General features: G+C 60.0%; 13 protein-coding genes. 6 read left to right on the top strand and 7 right to left on the bottom strand.

Features of this window, described 5'->3' with window-relative positions:
* Positions 1–318: 318 nt before the first annotated feature.
* Together uxaC and NUX24_RS11330 are read left to right on the top strand one after the other, a co-directional pair.
* Positions 319–1731: a glucuronate isomerase gene (gene uxaC, locus NUX24_RS11335; protein WP_126329219.1), complete on the top strand. Its 1413-nt coding sequence runs from the start codon at positions 319–321 to the stop codon at positions 1729–1731.
* Positions 1732–1748: 17 nt separating this feature from the next.
* Entirely contained in the window at positions 1749–3236 is a 1488-nt protein-coding gene (locus tag NUX24_RS11330; RefSeq protein WP_257831585.1) for a UxaA family hydrolase, read from the top strand.
* A gap of 92 nt (positions 3237–3328) precedes the next feature.
* Here the strand turns inward: NUX24_RS11330 and sstT are convergent, their stop codons facing one another.
* The 4 genes from sstT to NUX24_RS11310 all read right to left on the bottom strand — a co-directional run bounded on the left by sstT (position 3329) and on the right by NUX24_RS11310 (position 7581).
* Positions 3329–4570 (bottom strand): serine/threonine transporter SstT, encoded by a 1242-nt coding sequence (gene sstT / locus NUX24_RS11325; RefSeq protein WP_126329221.1) that lies wholly within the window; start codon positions 4568–4570, stop codon positions 3329–3331.
* Positions 4571–4788: 218 nt separating this feature from the next.
* On the bottom strand, positions 4789–5757 hold the full coding sequence (locus NUX24_RS11320; RefSeq protein WP_023309283.1) for a TerC family protein: 969 nt from the start codon (positions 5755–5757) through the stop codon (positions 4789–4791).
* Positions 5758–6008: 251 nt separating this feature from the next.
* Complete coding sequence (locus tag NUX24_RS11315) at positions 6009–7007, bottom strand: Gfo/Idh/MocA family protein (protein WP_257831582.1); 999 nt, start codon at positions 7005–7007, stop codon at positions 6009–6011.
* A 70-nt stretch (positions 7008–7077) separates the two neighbouring features.
* Positions 7078–7581, bottom strand: coding sequence for a YgjP-like metallopeptidase domain-containing protein (locus NUX24_RS11310; RefSeq protein WP_126329223.1), 504 nt, complete (start codon positions 7579–7581; stop codon positions 7078–7080).
* An 83-nt stretch (positions 7582–7664) separates the two neighbouring features.
* On the opposite strand from NUX24_RS11310, the gene rlmG reads away from it, so the two are divergent.
* On the top strand, positions 7665–8801 hold the full coding sequence (gene rlmG, locus NUX24_RS11305; protein WP_214576916.1) for a 23S rRNA (guanine(1835)-N(2))-methyltransferase RlmG: 1137 nt from the start codon (positions 7665–7667) through the stop codon (positions 8799–8801).
* Here rlmG and NUX24_RS11300 read toward each other — a convergent pair.
* The 3 genes from NUX24_RS11300 to lsrR all read right to left on the bottom strand — a co-directional run bounded on the left by NUX24_RS11300 (position 8798) and on the right by lsrR (position 13628).
* Positions 8798–10819 carry an NADPH-dependent 2,4-dienoyl-CoA reductase gene (locus NUX24_RS11300; RefSeq protein WP_257831578.1) on the bottom strand — a complete coding sequence of 674 codons (2022 nt, stop codon included), beginning with the start codon at positions 10817–10819 and terminating at the stop codon, positions 8798–8800. The two genes, rlmG and NUX24_RS11300, sit on opposite strands and share 4 nt — an antisense overlap.
* A gap of 207 nt (positions 10820–11026) precedes the next feature.
* Entirely contained in the window at positions 11027–12625 is a 1599-nt protein-coding gene (lsrK, locus tag NUX24_RS11295) for an autoinducer-2 kinase (RefSeq protein WP_257831576.1), read from the bottom strand.
* Between the two features lie 34 nt (positions 12626–12659).
* Positions 12660–13628, bottom strand: coding sequence for a transcriptional regulator LsrR (lsrR, locus tag NUX24_RS11290; RefSeq protein ID WP_010435856.1), 969 nt, complete (start codon positions 13626–13628; stop codon positions 12660–12662).
* A 215-nt stretch (positions 13629–13843) separates the two neighbouring features.
* Here lsrR and lsrA point away from each other — a divergent pair, with 215 nt between their 5' ends.
* From lsrA to lsrD, 3 genes are all read left to right on the top strand, one after another.
* Positions 13844–15331, top strand: a complete 1488-nt coding sequence (gene lsrA, locus NUX24_RS11285) for an autoinducer 2 ABC transporter ATP-binding protein LsrA (RefSeq protein ID WP_257831736.1) — start codon at positions 13844–13846, stop codon at positions 15329–15331.
* Positions 15328–16359 (top strand): autoinducer 2 ABC transporter permease LsrC, encoded by a 1032-nt coding sequence (gene lsrC, locus NUX24_RS11280; protein ID WP_257831573.1) that lies wholly within the window; start codon positions 15328–15330, stop codon positions 16357–16359. Before lsrA ends, lsrC begins: the two co-directional genes overlap by 4 nt.
* The coding region (lsrD, locus tag NUX24_RS11275; RefSeq protein WP_257831571.1) for an autoinducer 2 ABC transporter permease LsrD at positions 16360–17249 on the top strand (890 nt) is incomplete at its 3' end.

Raw genomic sequence — 17249 nt, 5'->3', positions numbered from 1 at the left:
CGTTAAACCCGATGTCTCTCACACCGGTAATGCATTCCGTCGGCTGAGTGTTTGCGACGGCGAAAAGATAACTTGTCATACAACTTTAAAAGGTGAGTGACATCACAAATGTATGATTCTTTGTGGGGACATTAATCTTCGCGCGAAAAGCCAGAATTGGCGCGGTCTGCAGAAGGGTTTACTCCATTGAGGGTAATTTATTTGTTGGCGTTTATTGATCCCACTCACGAAAAAAGCTTCGGTTGGTGGAAATTGGTGTGATAACTTTGCAGCATATGAACATACGCTTTCTGCGCTCCCGTAATGAGGAAGACGATAATGACGCCGTTTATGACCGAAGATTTTCTGTTAGATACCGAATTTGCTCGCCGCCTTTACCACGACTATGCAAAAGATCAGCCGATTTTCGACTACCACTGCCATTTACCGCCGCAGCAGGTTGCCGAAAATTATCGCTTCAAAAACCTGTATGACATCTGGCTGAAGGGTGACCACTACAAATGGCGTGCCATGCGCACCAACGGCGTGGCTGAGCGCCTGTGTACCGGCGATGCGACCGACCGCGAGAAATTTGACGCCTGGGCGGCAACCGTTCCGCACACCATCGGCAACCCGCTCTACCACTGGACCCATCTTGAGCTCCGCCGTCCGTTTGGCATCACCGGCAAGCTGCTCTCCCCAACGACCGCGGATGAAATCTGGGATCGCTGCAACGCGCTGCTGGCGCAGGATAACTTCTCCGCGCGCGGCATCATGAAGCAGATGAACGTTAAGATGGTGGGCACCACCGACGATCCGATTGACTCCCTGGAACATCACGCCGTTGTCGCGAAAGACACCTCTTTCGATATCAAAGTGCTGCCAAGCTGGCGCCCGGACAAAGCCTTCAACATTGAGCAGGCCACCTTCACCGACTACATGGCGAAGCTGGCGGAAGTGTCGGATACCGACATCCGTCGTTTCACCGATCTGCAAACCGCGCTGACCAAACGTCTGGATCACTTCGCGGCGCACGGCTGTAAAGTGTCTGACCACGCGCTGGACGTGGTGCTGTTTGCGGAATCAAACGAAGCCGAGCTGGACAGCATTCTGGCGCGTCGTCTCTCTGGCGAAGTCTTAAGCGAGCACGAAGTGGCGCAGTTCAAAACGGCGGTGCTGGTATTCCTCGGTGCGGAATACGCGCGTCGCGGCTGGGTACAGCAGTACCATATTGGCGCGCTGCGCAATAACAACCAGCGCCAGTTCAAACTGATCGGTGCTGACGTAGGCTTCGACTCCATCAACGACCGTCCGCTGGCGGAAGAGCTGTCAAAACTGCTGAGCAAACAGAACGAACAAAACCTGCTGCCTAAAACCATCCTGTACTGCCTGAACCCGCGCGATAACGAAGTGCTGGGTACCATGGTCGGCAACTTCCAGGGCGAAGGGATGCCGGGCAAGATGCAGTTCGGTTCCGGCTGGTGGTTTAACGATCAGAAAGACGGCATGGAGCGTCAGATGACGCAGCTGGCGCAGCTGGGTCTGCTGAGCCGCTTTGTCGGCATGCTGACCGACAGCCGCAGCTTCCTGTCCTATACCCGTCATGAATATTTCCGCCGCATTCTGTGCCAGATGATTGGCCGCTGGGTACACGCGGGCGAAGCGCCAGCGGATATCCAGCTGTTGGGCGAAATGGTGAGAAACATCTGCTTTAACAATGCGCGTGACTACTTCGCCATTGAACTGAACTAAGGCCGTTTGAGGTTGATATGCAATACATCAAAATCCATTCGCTGGATAACGTGGCCGTCGCGCTGACGGATCTCGCTGAAGGCGACGTGGTGACCGTTGATAACCAGAGCGTCACCCTGCGTCAGGCGATCGTTCGTGGACACAAGTTTGCCCTGATCCCCATTGCGAAAGGGGAGAACGTGGTGAAGTACGGTTTGCCCATCGGCCATGCGCTGGCGGATATTGCGCCGGGTGAATACATTCACTCCCACAATACCCGCACCAATCTGAGCGATCTGGACGAGTACAGCTATCAACCTGATTTACCGGTGGAAGAGCGTCAGGCGGCGGATCGTGAGGTGCAGATCTACCGTCGCGCCAACGGTGACGTGGGGATCCGCAACGAGCTGTGGATCCTCCCGACCGTCGGCTGCGTCAACGGAATTGCGCGTCAGATCCAGACGCGCTTCCTGAAAGAGACCAGCAACGCCGAAGGGACTGACGGCGTACATCTGTTCAGCCACACCTACGGCTGCTCGCAGCTGGGTGACGACCACATTAACACCCGCACCATGCTGCAGAACATGGTGCGTCATCCAAACGCGGGCGCGGTGCTGGTGATTGGCCTGGGCTGCGAGAACAATCAGGTGGACGCCTTCCGCGACACGCTGGGCGAGTTCGATCCTGAGCGAGTATACTTTATGGTGTGCCAGCATCAGGACGACGAAGTGGAAGCGGGCGTTGAACAGCTACACCAGCTTTATGAGGTGATGCGTCACGACAGGCGCGAGCCGGGCAAGCTGAGCGAGCTGAAGTTTGGGCTGGAGTGCGGCGGGTCTGATGGCCTTTCCGGTATTACTGCCAACCCGATGCTGGGCCGCTTCTCGGATTACGTGATTGCCAACGGCGGCACGACGGTGCTGACCGAAGTGCCTGAAATGTTCGGCGCGGAGCGTATTCTGATGAGCCACTGCCGCGACGAAGAGACCTTTGAGAAGACCGTCACCATGGTGAACGACTTCAAACAGTACTTCATCGCCCACAATCAGCCGATTTACGAGAACCCGTCGCCGGGCAATAAAGCGGGCGGGATCACCACGCTGGAAGAGAAATCCCTCGGCTGCACCCAGAAAGCGGGCGCGAGCCAGGTGGTGGACGTGCTGCGCTACGGCGAGCGCCTGAAAACGCACGGTCTGAACCTGCTGAGCGCACCGGGCAACGATGCGGTCGCCACCAGCGCGCTGGCGGGTGCCGGCTGCCATATGGTGCTGTTCAGTACCGGTCGCGGCACGCCGTACGGCGGTTTTGTGCCGACGGTGAAAATCGCCACCAACAGCGAGCTGGCGGCAAAGAAAAAGCACTGGATCGACTTTGATGCGGGCCAGTTGATTCACGGCAAAGCCATGCCGCAGCTGCTGACGGAGTTCGTGGACACTATCGTGGAATTTGCTAACGGCAAGCAGACCTGTAACGAGAAGAACGACTTCCGCGAGCTGGCGATCTTTAAGAGTGGTGTGACGCTTTAACCGGTGTGGCCAGATGCCCTCACCCTGAGCCTCTCCCACGGAGAGAGGCTACAAACACTAAAAACGGCAACCTCAGGGTTGCCGTTTTGCTGTTAACCTCGCAGGGCGTTCTTCGCTAAACGCGCGTCTTCCGCCTGACAGGCTGCTGCGGTAAACAGCACGTCGGTAGAGGAGTTCAGCGCGGTTTCGCAGGAGTCCTGCAGTACGCCGATGATAAAGCCGACGGCCACGACCTGCATTGCAACCTCGTTCGGGATGCCGAACATATTACACGCCAGCGGGATCAGCAGCAGCGAACCGCCCGCTACGCCGGATGCGCCACAGGCACACAGCGACGCCACGACGCTCAGCAGCAATGCGGTTGGCAGATCCACCGGAATGCCCAGCGTATGCACCGCCGCCAGGGTCAGCACGGTAATGGTGATTGCCGCGCCCGCCATGTTCACGGTTGCGCCCAGTGGAATCGACACGGAATAGGTATCGCGGTCCAGGTTCAGCTTTTCCGCCAGCGCCATGTTCACCGGAATATTCGCCGCAGAGCTGCGGGTGAAGAAGGCATACACGCCGCTCTCGCGCAGGCAGGTCAGCACCAGCGGATAAGGGTTACGGCGGATCTGCCAGAACACCAGCAGCGGGTTAATCACCAGCGCCACCAGCAGCATACAGCCGACCAGCACAACCAGCAGCTGCGCATAGCCCCACAGCGCGTCGAAACCGGTGGTTGCAAGCGTAGAGGAGACCAGCCCGAAAATGCCGATTGGCGCAAAGCGAATCACCAGCTTCACCATAAAGGTGACGGCGTTGGACAGATCGTTGACCAGGTTTTTCGTGGTGTCGTTACCGTGACGCAGCGCGAAGCCCAGACCAATCGCCCAGACCAGGATGCCAATGTAGTTTCCGCTCATCAGCGCGGTGATGGGGTTAGAAACCATGCTCATCAGCAGTCCGCGCAGCACTTCGACAATGCCGGATGGCGGCGTGATGTCACCGGCCCCGCTGGTCAGGTGCAGCGTGGACGGGAACAGGAAGCTAAACACCACGGCCGTTAAGGCCGCCGAGAAGGTTCCCAGCAGATAAAGGAACAGAATGGGGCGAATGTTGGTTTTTTGTCCGTGCTGGTGGTTGGCAATCGACGCCATGACCAGCATCAGAACCAGTACCGGCGCCACGGCCTTCAGTGCGCCAACGAAAAGGGTACCGAGCAGCCCTGTGGCCTCCGCCGCAGGTTTTGACACCATCGCCAGCAAAATACCCAGCACCAGTCCGACCAGAATTTGTTTAACGAGGCTGCCCTGCGCCAGGCGCGCGAACAGACCGCTTGATTGTGTGCTCATACGTTTTTCCTGAGTGAAATTGCGTTCCATCCTGATGTGCTCTTAGTCACATTTATGTCCGGATGTAAGTAAATGTTTGCCTGGTCGAGTATAGGGAATGCGCGAAAGGAAGGAAGCGTAAAATGCTGGATTTTACGTGTCACATCATATTTTTTAACTGTTGCGTTACAAAAGTGTGTTCACCCTCTCCCTGTGGGAGAGGGTAGGGGTGAGGGGGATTACTCCACCTGCTGCTTCTTATCGTGCTGGCGGTTAACCCAGGTATTGATAATCAGCGTCACGATCAGAATGCCAAACACCACGCCGAGCGAAATGGCGATCGGGATATGGTAGAAATCAACAATCAGCATCTTGATACCGATAAACACCAGGATCACTGACAGACCGTACTTCAGCATTGAGAAGCGCTCCGCCGCGCCCGCCAGCAGGAAGTACATCGCACGCAGGCCGAGGATGGCGAAGAGGTTTGAGGTCAGGACGATGAACGGGTCGGTGGTCACCGCGAAGATCGCCGGAATGCTGTCCACCGCGAAAATCACGTCGCTCAGCTCAACCAGAATCAGTACCAGCAGCAGCGGGGTGGCAAACAGCAGGCCGTTCTTGCGCACGAAGAAGTGCTCGCTCTCAATCTTATCGGTCATGCGCAGATGACCACGGATCCACTTCACCAGCGGGCGATCGCCAATCGCGGAGCCGTCTTCTTTCGCCAGCGCCATTTTGACCCCGGTGAACAGCAGAAACGCGCCGAAGACGTACAGCAGCCATTCGAACTGGGTAATCAGCCAGCTGCCGGCGAAGATCATGATGGTACGCAGGATAATCGCGCCCAGCACGCCGTAGACCAGCACGCGTCGCTGCAGGGCAGCAGGCACGGCAAAGTAGCTGAACAGCATCAGCCAGACGAAGACGTTATCAACCGCCAGGGCTTTTTCAATCAGATAACCGGTGAGGAAGGCGAGCGCCTGAGGGTCGGCCACTGCGCGGCCTTCGGTCGAGGCCAGGTACCACCAGAAGGCAGCACAGAACAGCAGGGAAAGGGTAACCCAGACCAGCGACCAGGCGGCGGCCTGCTTCATGGTCATGCCGTGCGCGCCGCGACGGCCCTGCAAAAAGAGGTCGATCGCCAGCATGATGAGCACGACAACCGCGAATCCGCCCCACAACATTGGAGTGCCGACAGAATGCATACTATTTTCCTTACACATAAAAAACAAAAACGGCCATGGTCAGAAGACGATAGCCGTTAGCTTTTTATGCATAGACCTCGCCTCCCGGCAAGGTCTCACTTACAACCATGAAGGTTGCCCGGCGACCGGATGCGGTTTTGCACGCATCGTAATGACGATCCACCGGCGAAGAAGTTACTCCCCTTTGCAGGTAACAAAATATGTCAGGCCATCGGTTTCGTCAATGGTCTGCACCGTTTCATTACACAGCTTTACGCGATAACTTCCGCGCTCACGCCGTCTGCCGGGAATACCACGCCGGTCTGGCGACGGATCTCCGTTTGCAGCTTCGCCGTGGTGCGGCTCACCGCGAGGCCAGGGTGATTCACTTCATTGTCTTCCACCAGACGGGCGAAGACCTCTGCCTCATAGAGCATAGTGTTAATATGCTGAGGCTGCGTCAGCTCCTGCGCTTTGCCGCCGCGCGGCACAAAGCTCACTTTCTGGCACTCGGAGATCTTCTCGATAACCAGCGAGCCCGCTTCGCCCTGAATTTCGCTCGGCAGCACGGAATCGCTGACTTTGGAGTGCTGCAGCGTGACGCTAAAATCACCGTAGTCCAGCACCGCTACACCGTGCGCATCCACGCCGCTCTCCAGCAGGCTGGCGGTGGCGCTGACGCCGTGCGGTTCGCCCCACAGGGCCACGGCGGAGGCCAGGCAATAGAAACCGATATCCATAATCGAGCCGTTCGAGAAGGCCGGGTTAAAGGTGTTCGGATTCTCGCCGTCCAGATAGCGCTGGTAGCGCGACGAGTACTGGCAGTAGTTGATAAGGGCTTTACGCACTTTGCCAATTTTCGGCAGCGACTGCTGCAGCAGCAGGAAATTCGGCAGGCTGGCGGTTTTGAACGCTTCGAACAGCACCACCTGGTTTTCGCGGGCAAGCGCAATGGCCGCTTCCACTTCCGCAATATTTGACGCCAGCGGCTTCTCGCAAATCACATGCTTTTTATGGCTGAGGAACAGCTTCGTTTGCGGGAAGTGCAGGGAGTTCGGGCTGGCGATATACACCGCGTCAATGGCGTCGCTTTGCGCCATCTCATCAAGCGAGGTGAAGAGATGCTCAACGAGGTAATCGTTGGCAAAACTCTGCGCCTGCTCAAGGCTGCGGGAATAGACTGCGGTAAGTTTCAGTTTGCCGGTTTCGTGGGCGGCGTCGACGAACTGGCGCGTGATCCAGTTCGTTCCAATGACTGCGAAACGTATCATAAACGTTTACGTACTCCGTAGCGGGGAACCTTTAGCCACTGTAGCACGTCATCATGACAATTCGCGTGCGCTATTCCGCATTACCATTTAACGATAAATGCGTAAGCCACAGACGAGTATCAAACTCCAGCTGGTGGTATTGCGGCTCCATGTGGCAGCACAGGGAGTAGAAGGCTTTGTCGTGCTCTTTCTCCTTCAGGTGCGCCAGTTCGTGCACCACGATCATCCGCAGAAAGGCTTCCGGTGCGTTACGGAAAACCGTCGCGACGCGGATTTCGGCCTTCGCCTTCAGCTTGCCGCCCTGTACGCGGGAGATGGCGGTGTGCAGGCCGAGCGCGTTTTTTAGCACGTGGATCTTGTTGTCGTACATCACCTTGTTGATCGGCGGCGCGCTCTTCAGATACCGGCTTTTCAGATCCTGCGTATACTGCCAGAGGGCCTTATCGGTCGCGAAATCGTGCGTGCCGGGATAGCGTTTTTCCAGCACCGCGCCGAGCTTCTGCTCGGCAATCAGGTTGCGAACCTGAGACAGTAAATGCTCCGGATAGCCCTGGAGATAAGTAAGTTGGTTCATCAACGCCCCAAATCGACAATAAAACGGGTATACTCACGCACCCTTTTCAGGGATACGCCAAATTTTACCATTCAGGAGGGCCGATGAGCCACTTAGACAACGGTTTCCGTTCACTCAACCTTAAACGTTTCCCGGAAACGGACGACGTTAACCCGCTCATGGCGTGGGAAGCGGCGGATGAATATCTGCTGCAGCAGTTGGATGAGACTGAAATCCGCGGCCCGGTTTTGATCCTGAATGACGCCTTTGGCGCGCTGGGCTGCGCCCTGGCGGAGCACACGCCGTACAGCATCGGCGATTCCTACCTGAGCGAGCTGGCGACGCGTGAAAACCTGCGCCATAACGACCTCGAAGAGTCCAGCGTGAAGTTCCTCGACAGCACCGCGGATTACCCGCAGGCGCCGGGTGTGGTACTGATCAAAGTACCAAAAACCATGGCGCTGCTGGAGCAGCAGCTGCGCGCCCTGCGTAAAGTGGTGACGCCGGAAACGCGCATCATCGCGGGTGCTAAAGCGCGCGATATTCACACTTCGACGCTGGAGCTGTTCGAGAAGGTCCTCGGCCCAACCACCACCACGCTGGCGTGGAAAAAAGCGCGCCTGATCAACTGCACCTTCAGCGCGCCGGAGCTGGCCGACGCGCCGGAAACCCTGAGCTGGAAGCTGGAAGGCACCGACTGGACCATCCACAACCATGCGAACGTCTTCTCCCGCACCGGGCTGGATATCGGGGCGCGTTTCTTTATGGAACATCTGCCGGAAAATCTGGAAGGTGAGATTGTCGATCTGGGCTGCGGTAACGGCGTGATTGGCCTGACGCTGCTGGCGAAGAACCCGGACGCCAGCGTGGTGTTCAGCGACGAGTCGCCGATGGCGGTGGCCTCCAGCCGTCTGAACGTGGAAACCAACATGCCGGAAGCGCTGGACCGCTGCGAGTTTATGATCAACAACGCGCTGTCGGGCGTGGAGCCGTTCCGCTTCAACGCCGTGTTCTGCAACCCGCCGTTCCACCAGAAGCACGCCCTGACGGATAACGTCGCGTGGGAGATGTTCCACCACGCGCGCCGCTGCCTGAAAATCAACGGCGAGCTTTATATCGTGGCTAACCGCCATCTGGACTACTTCCACAAGCTGAAGAAGATTTTCGGCAACTGCGTCACGATTGCCACCAACAACAAATTCGTGGTGCTGAAATCCGTGAAGCTGGGTCGTCGTCGCTAAATCATCAGTGCAAGCTGGGTGCCCTGCGCAATTGCGCGTCGCGCATCCAGCTCCATCGCCACGTCGCACCCGCCGATCAGATGCACCGTTTTACCGGCTTCGCGCAGCGGGTCCGCCAGATCCCGTTTCGGCTCCTGCCCGGCACATAAAATGACATGATCCACGCGCAGCAGCTGCGGTTCGCCGCCGATCGTGACGTGCAGCCCCTCATCGTCGATCTTCTCGTAGCTTACCGCCGGGATCATCTTCACCCCGCGAGAGAGCAGGGTGGCACGGTGGATCCATCCCGTGGTTTTGCCCAGCCCTTCGCCCGGCTTGCTGGCCTTACGCTGCAGCATCACGATCTGGCGCGGGCTTTTCGGCAACTGCGGCCCTTCCGGGCGTAGCCCGCCGGACTGGCTCAGGCTGGTGTCGATACCCCATTCCACGCAAAACTCGGCAATGTTCTGGCTGGTGGCCTCGCCCGGCTGGCTTAAGTACATGGCGGTATCAAAGCCGATCCCGCCGCAGCCGATAATCGCCACCTTCTCGCCGACCGGCGCTTTGTCACGCAATACATCCAGATAGCTCAACACCTTCGGATGATCGATACCCTCGATCGCAGGCGTGCGCGGGACGATCCCGCTCGCCAGGATCACTTCATCGAAACCGATCAGGTCTGCCGCATTCACAAACTGGTTAAGCCGCAGCTCGACGCCAGTCAGTTCGATCATCCGGCGGTAGTAGCGCAGGGTTTCATAGAACTCCTCTTTGCCGGGGATCTGTTTGGCGATATTAAACTGCCCGCCAATCTCCGCCAGCGCATCAAACAGCGTCACGCTGTGGCCTCGCGAGGCGGCATTCACCGCAAACGCCAGGCCCGCCGGGCCAGCGCCCACCACGGCCAGGCGCTTTTTATTGACCGCCGGAACGATCGGCATTTTGGTTTCGTGGCAGGCGCGCGGGTTCACGAGGCAGGAGGTGACCTTCCCGACGAAGATCTGATCCAGACAGGCCTGGTTGCAGCCGATGCAGGTATTAATCTCGTCCGCACGGCCGCTTTGCGCTTTGGACAACAGTTCGGCATCGGCGAGGAACGGACGCGCCATCGACACCATATCGGCGTCGCCGCGCGAAATCACATCGTCCGCCACCTGCGGATCGTTGATGCGGTTAGTTGTGACCAGCGGAACAGAGACTTTGCCCTTCAGCCTGCGCGTTACCCAGCTGAACGCCGCGCGCGGCACCGGCGTGGCGATGGTCGGGATGCGCGCCTCGTGCCAGCCGATGCCGGTGTTGATAATGGTGGCGCCTGCGGCTTCAATCGCCTGCGCCAGCTGCACGGTCTCGTCGAACGTGCCGCCGCCCTCTACCAGATCGAGCATCGAGAGACGGAAGACGATAATAAAGTCCGCGCCCGCACGTTCGCGCACCGCGCGCACCACCTCCACGGCAAAGCGCATCCGGCGGGCATAGTCGCCGCCCCATTCGTCATCGCGCTGGTTAGTGCGGGCGGCGAGAAACTCGTTAATCAGATAGCCTTCTGAGCCCATCACCTCCACGCCGTCGTAGCCCGCCTCACGCGCCAGCGCCGCGCAGCGGGCAAAGTCGTCGATCAGCGCCAGGATCTCATCGTGGCTGAGGGCGTGAGGTTTAAAGCGGTTGATTGGCGCCTGAATGGCCGACGGCGCGACCAGGTTCGGCTGGTAGCTGTAGCGCCCGGTATGCAGGATTTGCAGGGCGATTTTTCCGCCCTCGCGGTGTACCGCGTCGGTCACAATACGGTGGTGCGGCAGCTGTGACGCATCGTTCAGGACCGCGCCGCCCTCCATTCCCACGCCGGAAGGCGCAGGGGCCACGCCGCCGGTGACAATCAGCGCCACTCCGTGGCGGGCGCGCTCGGCATAGAAGGCCGCCAGACGCTCGGCCCCGTCCGGATGTTCCTCCAGCCCCGTGTGCATTGAGCCCATCAACACGCGGTTTTTGAGTGTGGTGAACCCCAGATCGAGGGGTGCGAATAACGACGGGTAGCGGCTCATAGTCTCTTCCAGTGTAAAATTATTGTTATGTGGTCGGATGAGTTACTAATTTAGCCAGCGGCAGCGGAAAGGTAAAAGCGGGATCGAATGATTGTGATAGATCTCAAAGAACTTCGCCCCTCACCCCAACCCTCTCCCCAAAGGGGAGAGGGGACTGGCTGGTGCGGTCTCAAAGAATTGGCTCGATCTGGTTTTTTCCCTCTCCCCTCAGGGGAGAGGGGCAGGGTGAGGGGTGTGGGTTTTTGCTAGCCCCGGTGCCTGCCACATCGACGTCGTCAGCCCGCTGTCCACCAGCCCGAGCTGGTCGGCGTACACCGCCTGCCATTTCTGCATCATGCCGTCGTACAGCTCCCGGCGCTGCGGGTTCGGCGTGAACTCGCGGCTCCACTTCACCAGCCGCTCGCCCGTCGAGGCCATATCCGCAAACAGCCCCGCGCCCGCGCCTGCGGCAATCGCGCAGCCGAGCGCCGTTGCCTCTTTCACTTCCGGCACGCGCACCGGCAGCCCGGTAACGTCGCTTAAAATTTGACTCCACAGGGCGCCTTTGGCCCCGCCGCCTGCAAATACCAGGCTTTCAAACGTCACGCCGGAGAAGCGCGAGATCTGCGCCAGGTTGCAGGCCGAGACGATCGCCGCGTTCTCCTCCAGGGCGCGGAACAGCGTCGCTTTGTTGCACTTTTCCGGGTCGATGGAGAGGTTAATAAACGACGGCGCGGCGTGGTACCACTGCTTGAAATGCATCGCGTCGGAGAAGATCGGCATCACCCCGTAGGAGCCCGCCGGCACGCGGCTCGCCATCTCTTCCAGCAGGGAATAAGTGTCCATCCCCATCCGCTCGGCAATCAGCTTTTCCTCTGCGCAGAAGGCGTCGCGGAACCAGCGCATGGTCAGCCCGGTGAAGAAGCTGATCGACTCCGCCTGCGCCATGCCGGGAATAACATGCGGGTTCACGCGGATGTTCATCTCGGGGTCGGTGCGCACCTGCGGCAGGTTGACCACCTGCTGCCAGAAGGTGCCGCCCAGCACCGCCGTCTGGCCGGCGCGGACCACGCCCAGCCCCAGACAGCCCAGCTGCACGTCGCCGCCGCCCATCACCACCGGCGTGCCCTCGCGCAGGCCGCTCTGCTGCGCGGCCTCTTTGGTGATCGCGCCCAGCACGGTGCCGGTCTCTTTCACCGGGGAGAGAATATCGGCGCGCAGCCCGGCCATGTCGAGCAGCGCCGGACGCCAGTCGCGGGAAAACAGATCCAGCATGCCGGTGGTGCCCGCGTTAGACGGGTCGACCGCCAGCTCGCCGGAGAGCTTCGCCGCCAGCCAGTCGCTGATCATGGTGATGGTGGCGGCTTTACGGTAGATGTCAGGACGATGGTGCGCCAGCCACAGGAGGCGCGGCATGGCGCTCAGCGCCAGCGTCTGTCCGGAAACTTCATACACCTCGGATTCAAAACGGTCGTCGTGGATCTCTTTGAGTTCGGCCACCTCGCGGCTGGCGCGGGCGTCGACGTTGGCGCAGGCCCAGATGGCCTCGCCGTTGCGGTCGTACAGCACGATCCCTTCGCGCATCGAGCAGCAGGCGACGGACTGAATATCCGCCGCGCTCAGATGCGCCAGCTCAAGCGCCTGGTGAATGCACTGGCAGGCCAGCCGCCAGTTGGTGTCGAGGTCGAACTCCATCGATCCCGGCACGTTCTCCACGCTCAGGTGCTTCCACTCGGCCTGGCCGACGGCAATCTGGTTGCCCTCTAAATCGAAAATAACGGCGCGAACGCTGCCTGTCCCTGCATCTAACGCTAAAAGGTAACTCATGAGCTTGCCTCGTTGTTAGCGCAGGGCCTGCCCGTTACGTCAGGGCCAGCACCGCGCGGGCTGTCGTCTCCTCCGTCACCAGGCCATTGATACGGCGACCCTTCAGTGCGGCATAAATCGCATCGGCTTTCTCTTCCCCCCCGGCCACGCCAACGATGGTGGGCAGCTGCGCCAGTTCATCGAGCGTGACGCCCAGTAATTCTTTATGGATCTCCAGCTCCTCGACGCATTCCCCTTCGGCATTGAGGAAATAACCGAGAATGTCGCCGACCGCGCCTTTGCGGGCGTACATCAGCTGTTCACCTTCGCTGATATAGCCGGATCGCAGTATCGTGGCGTCACGGCGCTGGTTCACCGAACCAATGCCGACCACCGCCACGTCGGCGGCCGTCGCGGCGAGGATCACGTCCCGCACGCTGGTCTCGCGTTTTAAGATCCCGGCAACCTCTGCGGATGACACGCGAAGCGGGGCGGGGATCATGCTGACGCTGCAGGCCGCATCCAGCTGGCCGATACCCGTCATATACGGCCCGACGCCGCCGGAGAGCGTCACCAGGCGGATCTGCTGCGAGCTGATAAAGCCGCTCAGGTGCTGCAGGCTGCTCATGGTGGTTTCACCAAACCCCACCGCCAGCAGCTGGCCGGGCTCCAGCACGCCCATCAGCGACTGCGCCGCGCCAATGCCGAGCCGCACGTTCATCGGCGGCGTATTTAACGCTGGCATCACGCGCACCAGCTTCAGGCCAAAACGCTGCTGTAGCTCGGTCTCCAGCGCCAGACATCCCTCGTAGCGGGAGTTGATCTGCACGCGGATCACCCCGGACTGACGGCCTTTTTCCAGCAGGCGGGAGATCTTCAGGCGCGGCAGCCCGAGCCGCTCGCCGATGTCGTTCTGGGTTAATCCGTCGTGGTAGTAGCACCAGGCCACGCGCGCCACGAGTTCCTCTTCCGCCAGTGCCAGCCCGGCAAACCGTCCTTCTTCCGCAGTGCGTTTATCGCTCATAATTGAACTCTTATAAAAATTTAGATCATATGTTCGTGATGGCGCGAAGGGAAAATGTGAGCCACGCGACAAAACGGATCTTTTAGATCGTTTCTGGTTTATCTGTATCTCAATCGATAAAACTGTGATCCCTGCACGGTTGTAAATATAGTTCACCGTCTACGCTTTTGAACATTATTAAATCTAAAAATCATTTGTTCAATAGCGGAGCGATGATGACCTCACTTCTCGACGCGCGGAATATCAGCAAGCAGTTCTCAGGCGTGCCGGTTCTAAAAGGCATAGATTTCACGCTGCTTGCGGGCCAAGTGCACGCGCTGATGGGCGGAAACGGCGCGGGAAAATCGACGCTGATGAAGATCATCGCCGGGGTGGAAACGCCGGACAGCGGTGAACTTTCTGTCGAGGGGCAGTCATATGCGCGCCTCACGCCCGCTCAGGCGCACGGGTTAGGTATTTATCTGGTGCCGCAGGAGCCGCTGCTGTTCCCCAACCTGACGGTGCGGGAAAATATCCTGTTTCGCCTGCCGCGCGAACGCGATCTGGAAAAGCGGCTGGCGGAGAAGCTCCAGCAGCTACAGTGCCAGCTTAACCTCGACGCCGCTGCCAGCACCCTGGAAGTGGCGGATCAGCAGATGGTGGAGATCCTGCGCGGGCTGATGCGCAACGCCAGGATCCTGATCCTCGACGAACCCACGGCCTCCCTCACGCCCGGCGAAACCGAGCGGCTGTTCCGCCAGATCCGCGCCCTGCAGGCGCTCGGCGTCGGGATTGTCTTTATCTCGCACAAGCTGCCGGAGATTCGCCAGCTGGCAAGCCACGTCTCGGTGATGCGCGACGGCGCGGTGGTGCTGAGCGGCGAAACCGCGCGGTTTGACGACAGCGCCCTGATCGCCGCCATGACGCCGGTGAGCCGCGATAAATCACTCAGCGATAGGCAAAAGCTGTGGCTGGCGCTGCCGGGCAACCGGCGCACCCAGCCACAGGATTTCCCGGTGCTGCGCGTTGACGATCTCACCGGTGAGGGGTTTATCGATCTTAGCCTTGAGCTCTACGCCGGCGAGATCGTCGGCCTGGCCGGGCTGGTGGGATCCGGGCGCACCGAGTTTGCGGAAACACTCTACGGCCTGCGGCAGGTACGCGGGGGCCGCATCTGGCTGGAAAACCAGGAGATCACCGGCGATCCGGTAAGTTCACGCCTGGAAAAAGGGCTGGTCTATCTGCCGGAGGACAGGCAGGTGTCCGGCCTGTTCCTCGACGCGCCGATCCGCTGGAATACCGTGGCGCTGAACGAGCCGTCTCTCTGGCAGCAGCGCAAGCGGGAGTCTGCGGTGGTGGAGCGCTATCACCGGGCGCTGGGGATCAAGCTCAACCATGCGGATCAAACCGTGCGCACGCTCTCCGGCGGCAACCAGCAGAAGGTGCTGCTGGCGCGCTGCCTGGAGGCCAATCCGCTGCTGCTGATTGTCGATGAACCCACACGCGGGGTGGACGTCTCGGCGCGCGCCGATATCTACCAGCTGATAAAAAGCGTGGCGGCGCAGAACGTGGCGGTGCTGATGATCTCAAGCGATCTTGACGAGTTCCCGGGCCTTGCGGACCGCGTGCTGGTGATGCATCAGGGCGTGCTCAGCGGCGAGCTGCCGCGCCACGCCGTCAGCCTCGACAAAATGATGGCGCTGGCGTTTGGAGGCCAATCATGAAGACCTTACTCAAAAACCGCGAGCTGAGCGCGTTTCTCGCCATTCTGGCGCTGTTCGCCGTGCTGGTGGCGCTGAACCCTTCTTACTTCAGCCTGCAGACGCTGGGGATGATCTTCGCCAGCGCGCAGATCCTGATCCTGTTGGCCATCGGTGCCGCGCTGGTGATGCTGACCCGCAATATCGACGTGTCCGTCGGCTCCACCGTCGGGCTGTCCGCCATTGCCGTCGGCGTGGCGCTGAACAGCGGCTACAGCCTGCCCGTTTCCATTCTCTTCGCGCTGTCTATTGGCGCGCTGGCCGGTGCGTTCAACGGTTTTCTGGTGGTAGGGCTGCGCATTCCGGCAATTGTCGCCACCCTCGGCACGCTGGGGTTGTACCGCGGCGCGATGCTGCTCTGGACGGGCGGGAAGTGGATTGAGGGGCTGCCGCCTGGGCTGAAATCCCTCTCTGAGCCTGCCGCCATCGGCATTTCGCCGCTCGGCATGCTGGTGTTGGTTATCGCGGTCACCGGCGCGTGGACGCTCTCGCGCACCGCGTTCGGTCGTGATTTCTACGCGGTGGGGGATAACCTCGCCGCCGCGCGCCAGCTGGGCGTGGCGGTGAACCGCACGCGGATGCTCGCCTTTACCCTGAACGGCATGCTGGCGGCCTGCGCCGGGATCGTCTTTGCCGCGCAGATTGGCTTTGTGCCCAACCAGACCGGCAGCGGGCTGGAGATGAAGGCCATCGCCGCCTGCGTGCTCGGCGGTATTTCGCTGCTGGGCGGCACCGGCACGCTGATAGGCGCGCTGCTGGGCGCCTTCTTCCTGACCCAAATCGATACCGTGCTGGTGCTGTTCAGGCTCCCGGCGTGGTGGAACGACTTTATCGCCGGGCTGGTGCTGCTGGGCGTGCTGGTGCTCGACGGACGTCTGCGTCAGGCGCTGGCGCGCCATCAGCGGGCGCTGAAGTACGGTCGCTTCCAGCCGGGTAACAGAGGGGGAAAGCACGTCACCCCGTTTCCCAAACGCAAAAAAGAGGTGGCGTAAATGAGGCTTAACTGGGAAAGCGCGCTGCTGATTTTGCTGGTGCTGGAGATCCTGCTCTTTGGCGCCATCAACCCGCGCATGCTCGACATTAACATGCTGCTGTTCAGCACCAGCGATTTTATCTGCATCGGCATCGTGGCGCTGCCGCTCACGCTTGTGATCATCAGCGGCGGGATCGACATCTCCCTCGGCTCAACCATCGGCCTGTGCGCCATCGCGCTGGGCGTGATGATGCAGTCCGGGTGGCCAATGGCGGTCGCTATTCCGCTGACGCTGCTGCTCGGCCTGCTGTGCGGATTATTTAATGCCGCGCTGATCCACTACACCGGCATCAGTCCTTTGGTTATCACCCTCGGCACGCTCTACCTCTACGGCGGCGGCGCGCTGTTGCTCTCCGGCATGGCCGGGGCGACGGGCTACGAGGGCATCGGCGGCTTCCCGGACAGCTTCACCGCGTTCGCTAACCTCACGGTGTTGGGCTTGCCGATCCCGCTGTTGCTGTTCGCGGTGATTACGTTTTTTTTCTGGCTGATTACCCATCGCGGGCGCTTTGGTCGTCACCTGTTTTTAATCGGCCAGAATCCTCGCGCGGCGCGCTATGCGGCGCTGTCGGTGAACGGCATGCCCTATGCGCTGTACGGCCTGGTGGGCGTGGCCTCGGCGGTTGCTGCGCTGGTGATGGTCTCCTACTTCGGCTCGGCGCGTTCGGATCTGGGCCGCGATCTGCTGATGCCTGCGCTCACCGCCGCGGTGCTCGGCGGGGCGAATATCTACGGCGGTTCAGGTTCGGTTGTGGGTACCGCGCTGGCGGCGCTGCTGGTGGGCTACCTGCAGCAGGGTTTACAGATGGTCGGCATCCCCAACCAGGTGTCGAGCGCGCTGTCAGGGGC

It is taken from the genome of Enterobacter sp. HG048 (assembly GCF_024702055.1).
Taxonomy (GTDB): Bacteria; Pseudomonadota; Gammaproteobacteria; order Enterobacterales; family Enterobacteriaceae; genus Enterobacter; species Enterobacter dykesii.
Note: the sequence above shows the minus strand (reverse complement) of the source record. Positions and strands in the feature narration are given on the sequence as shown.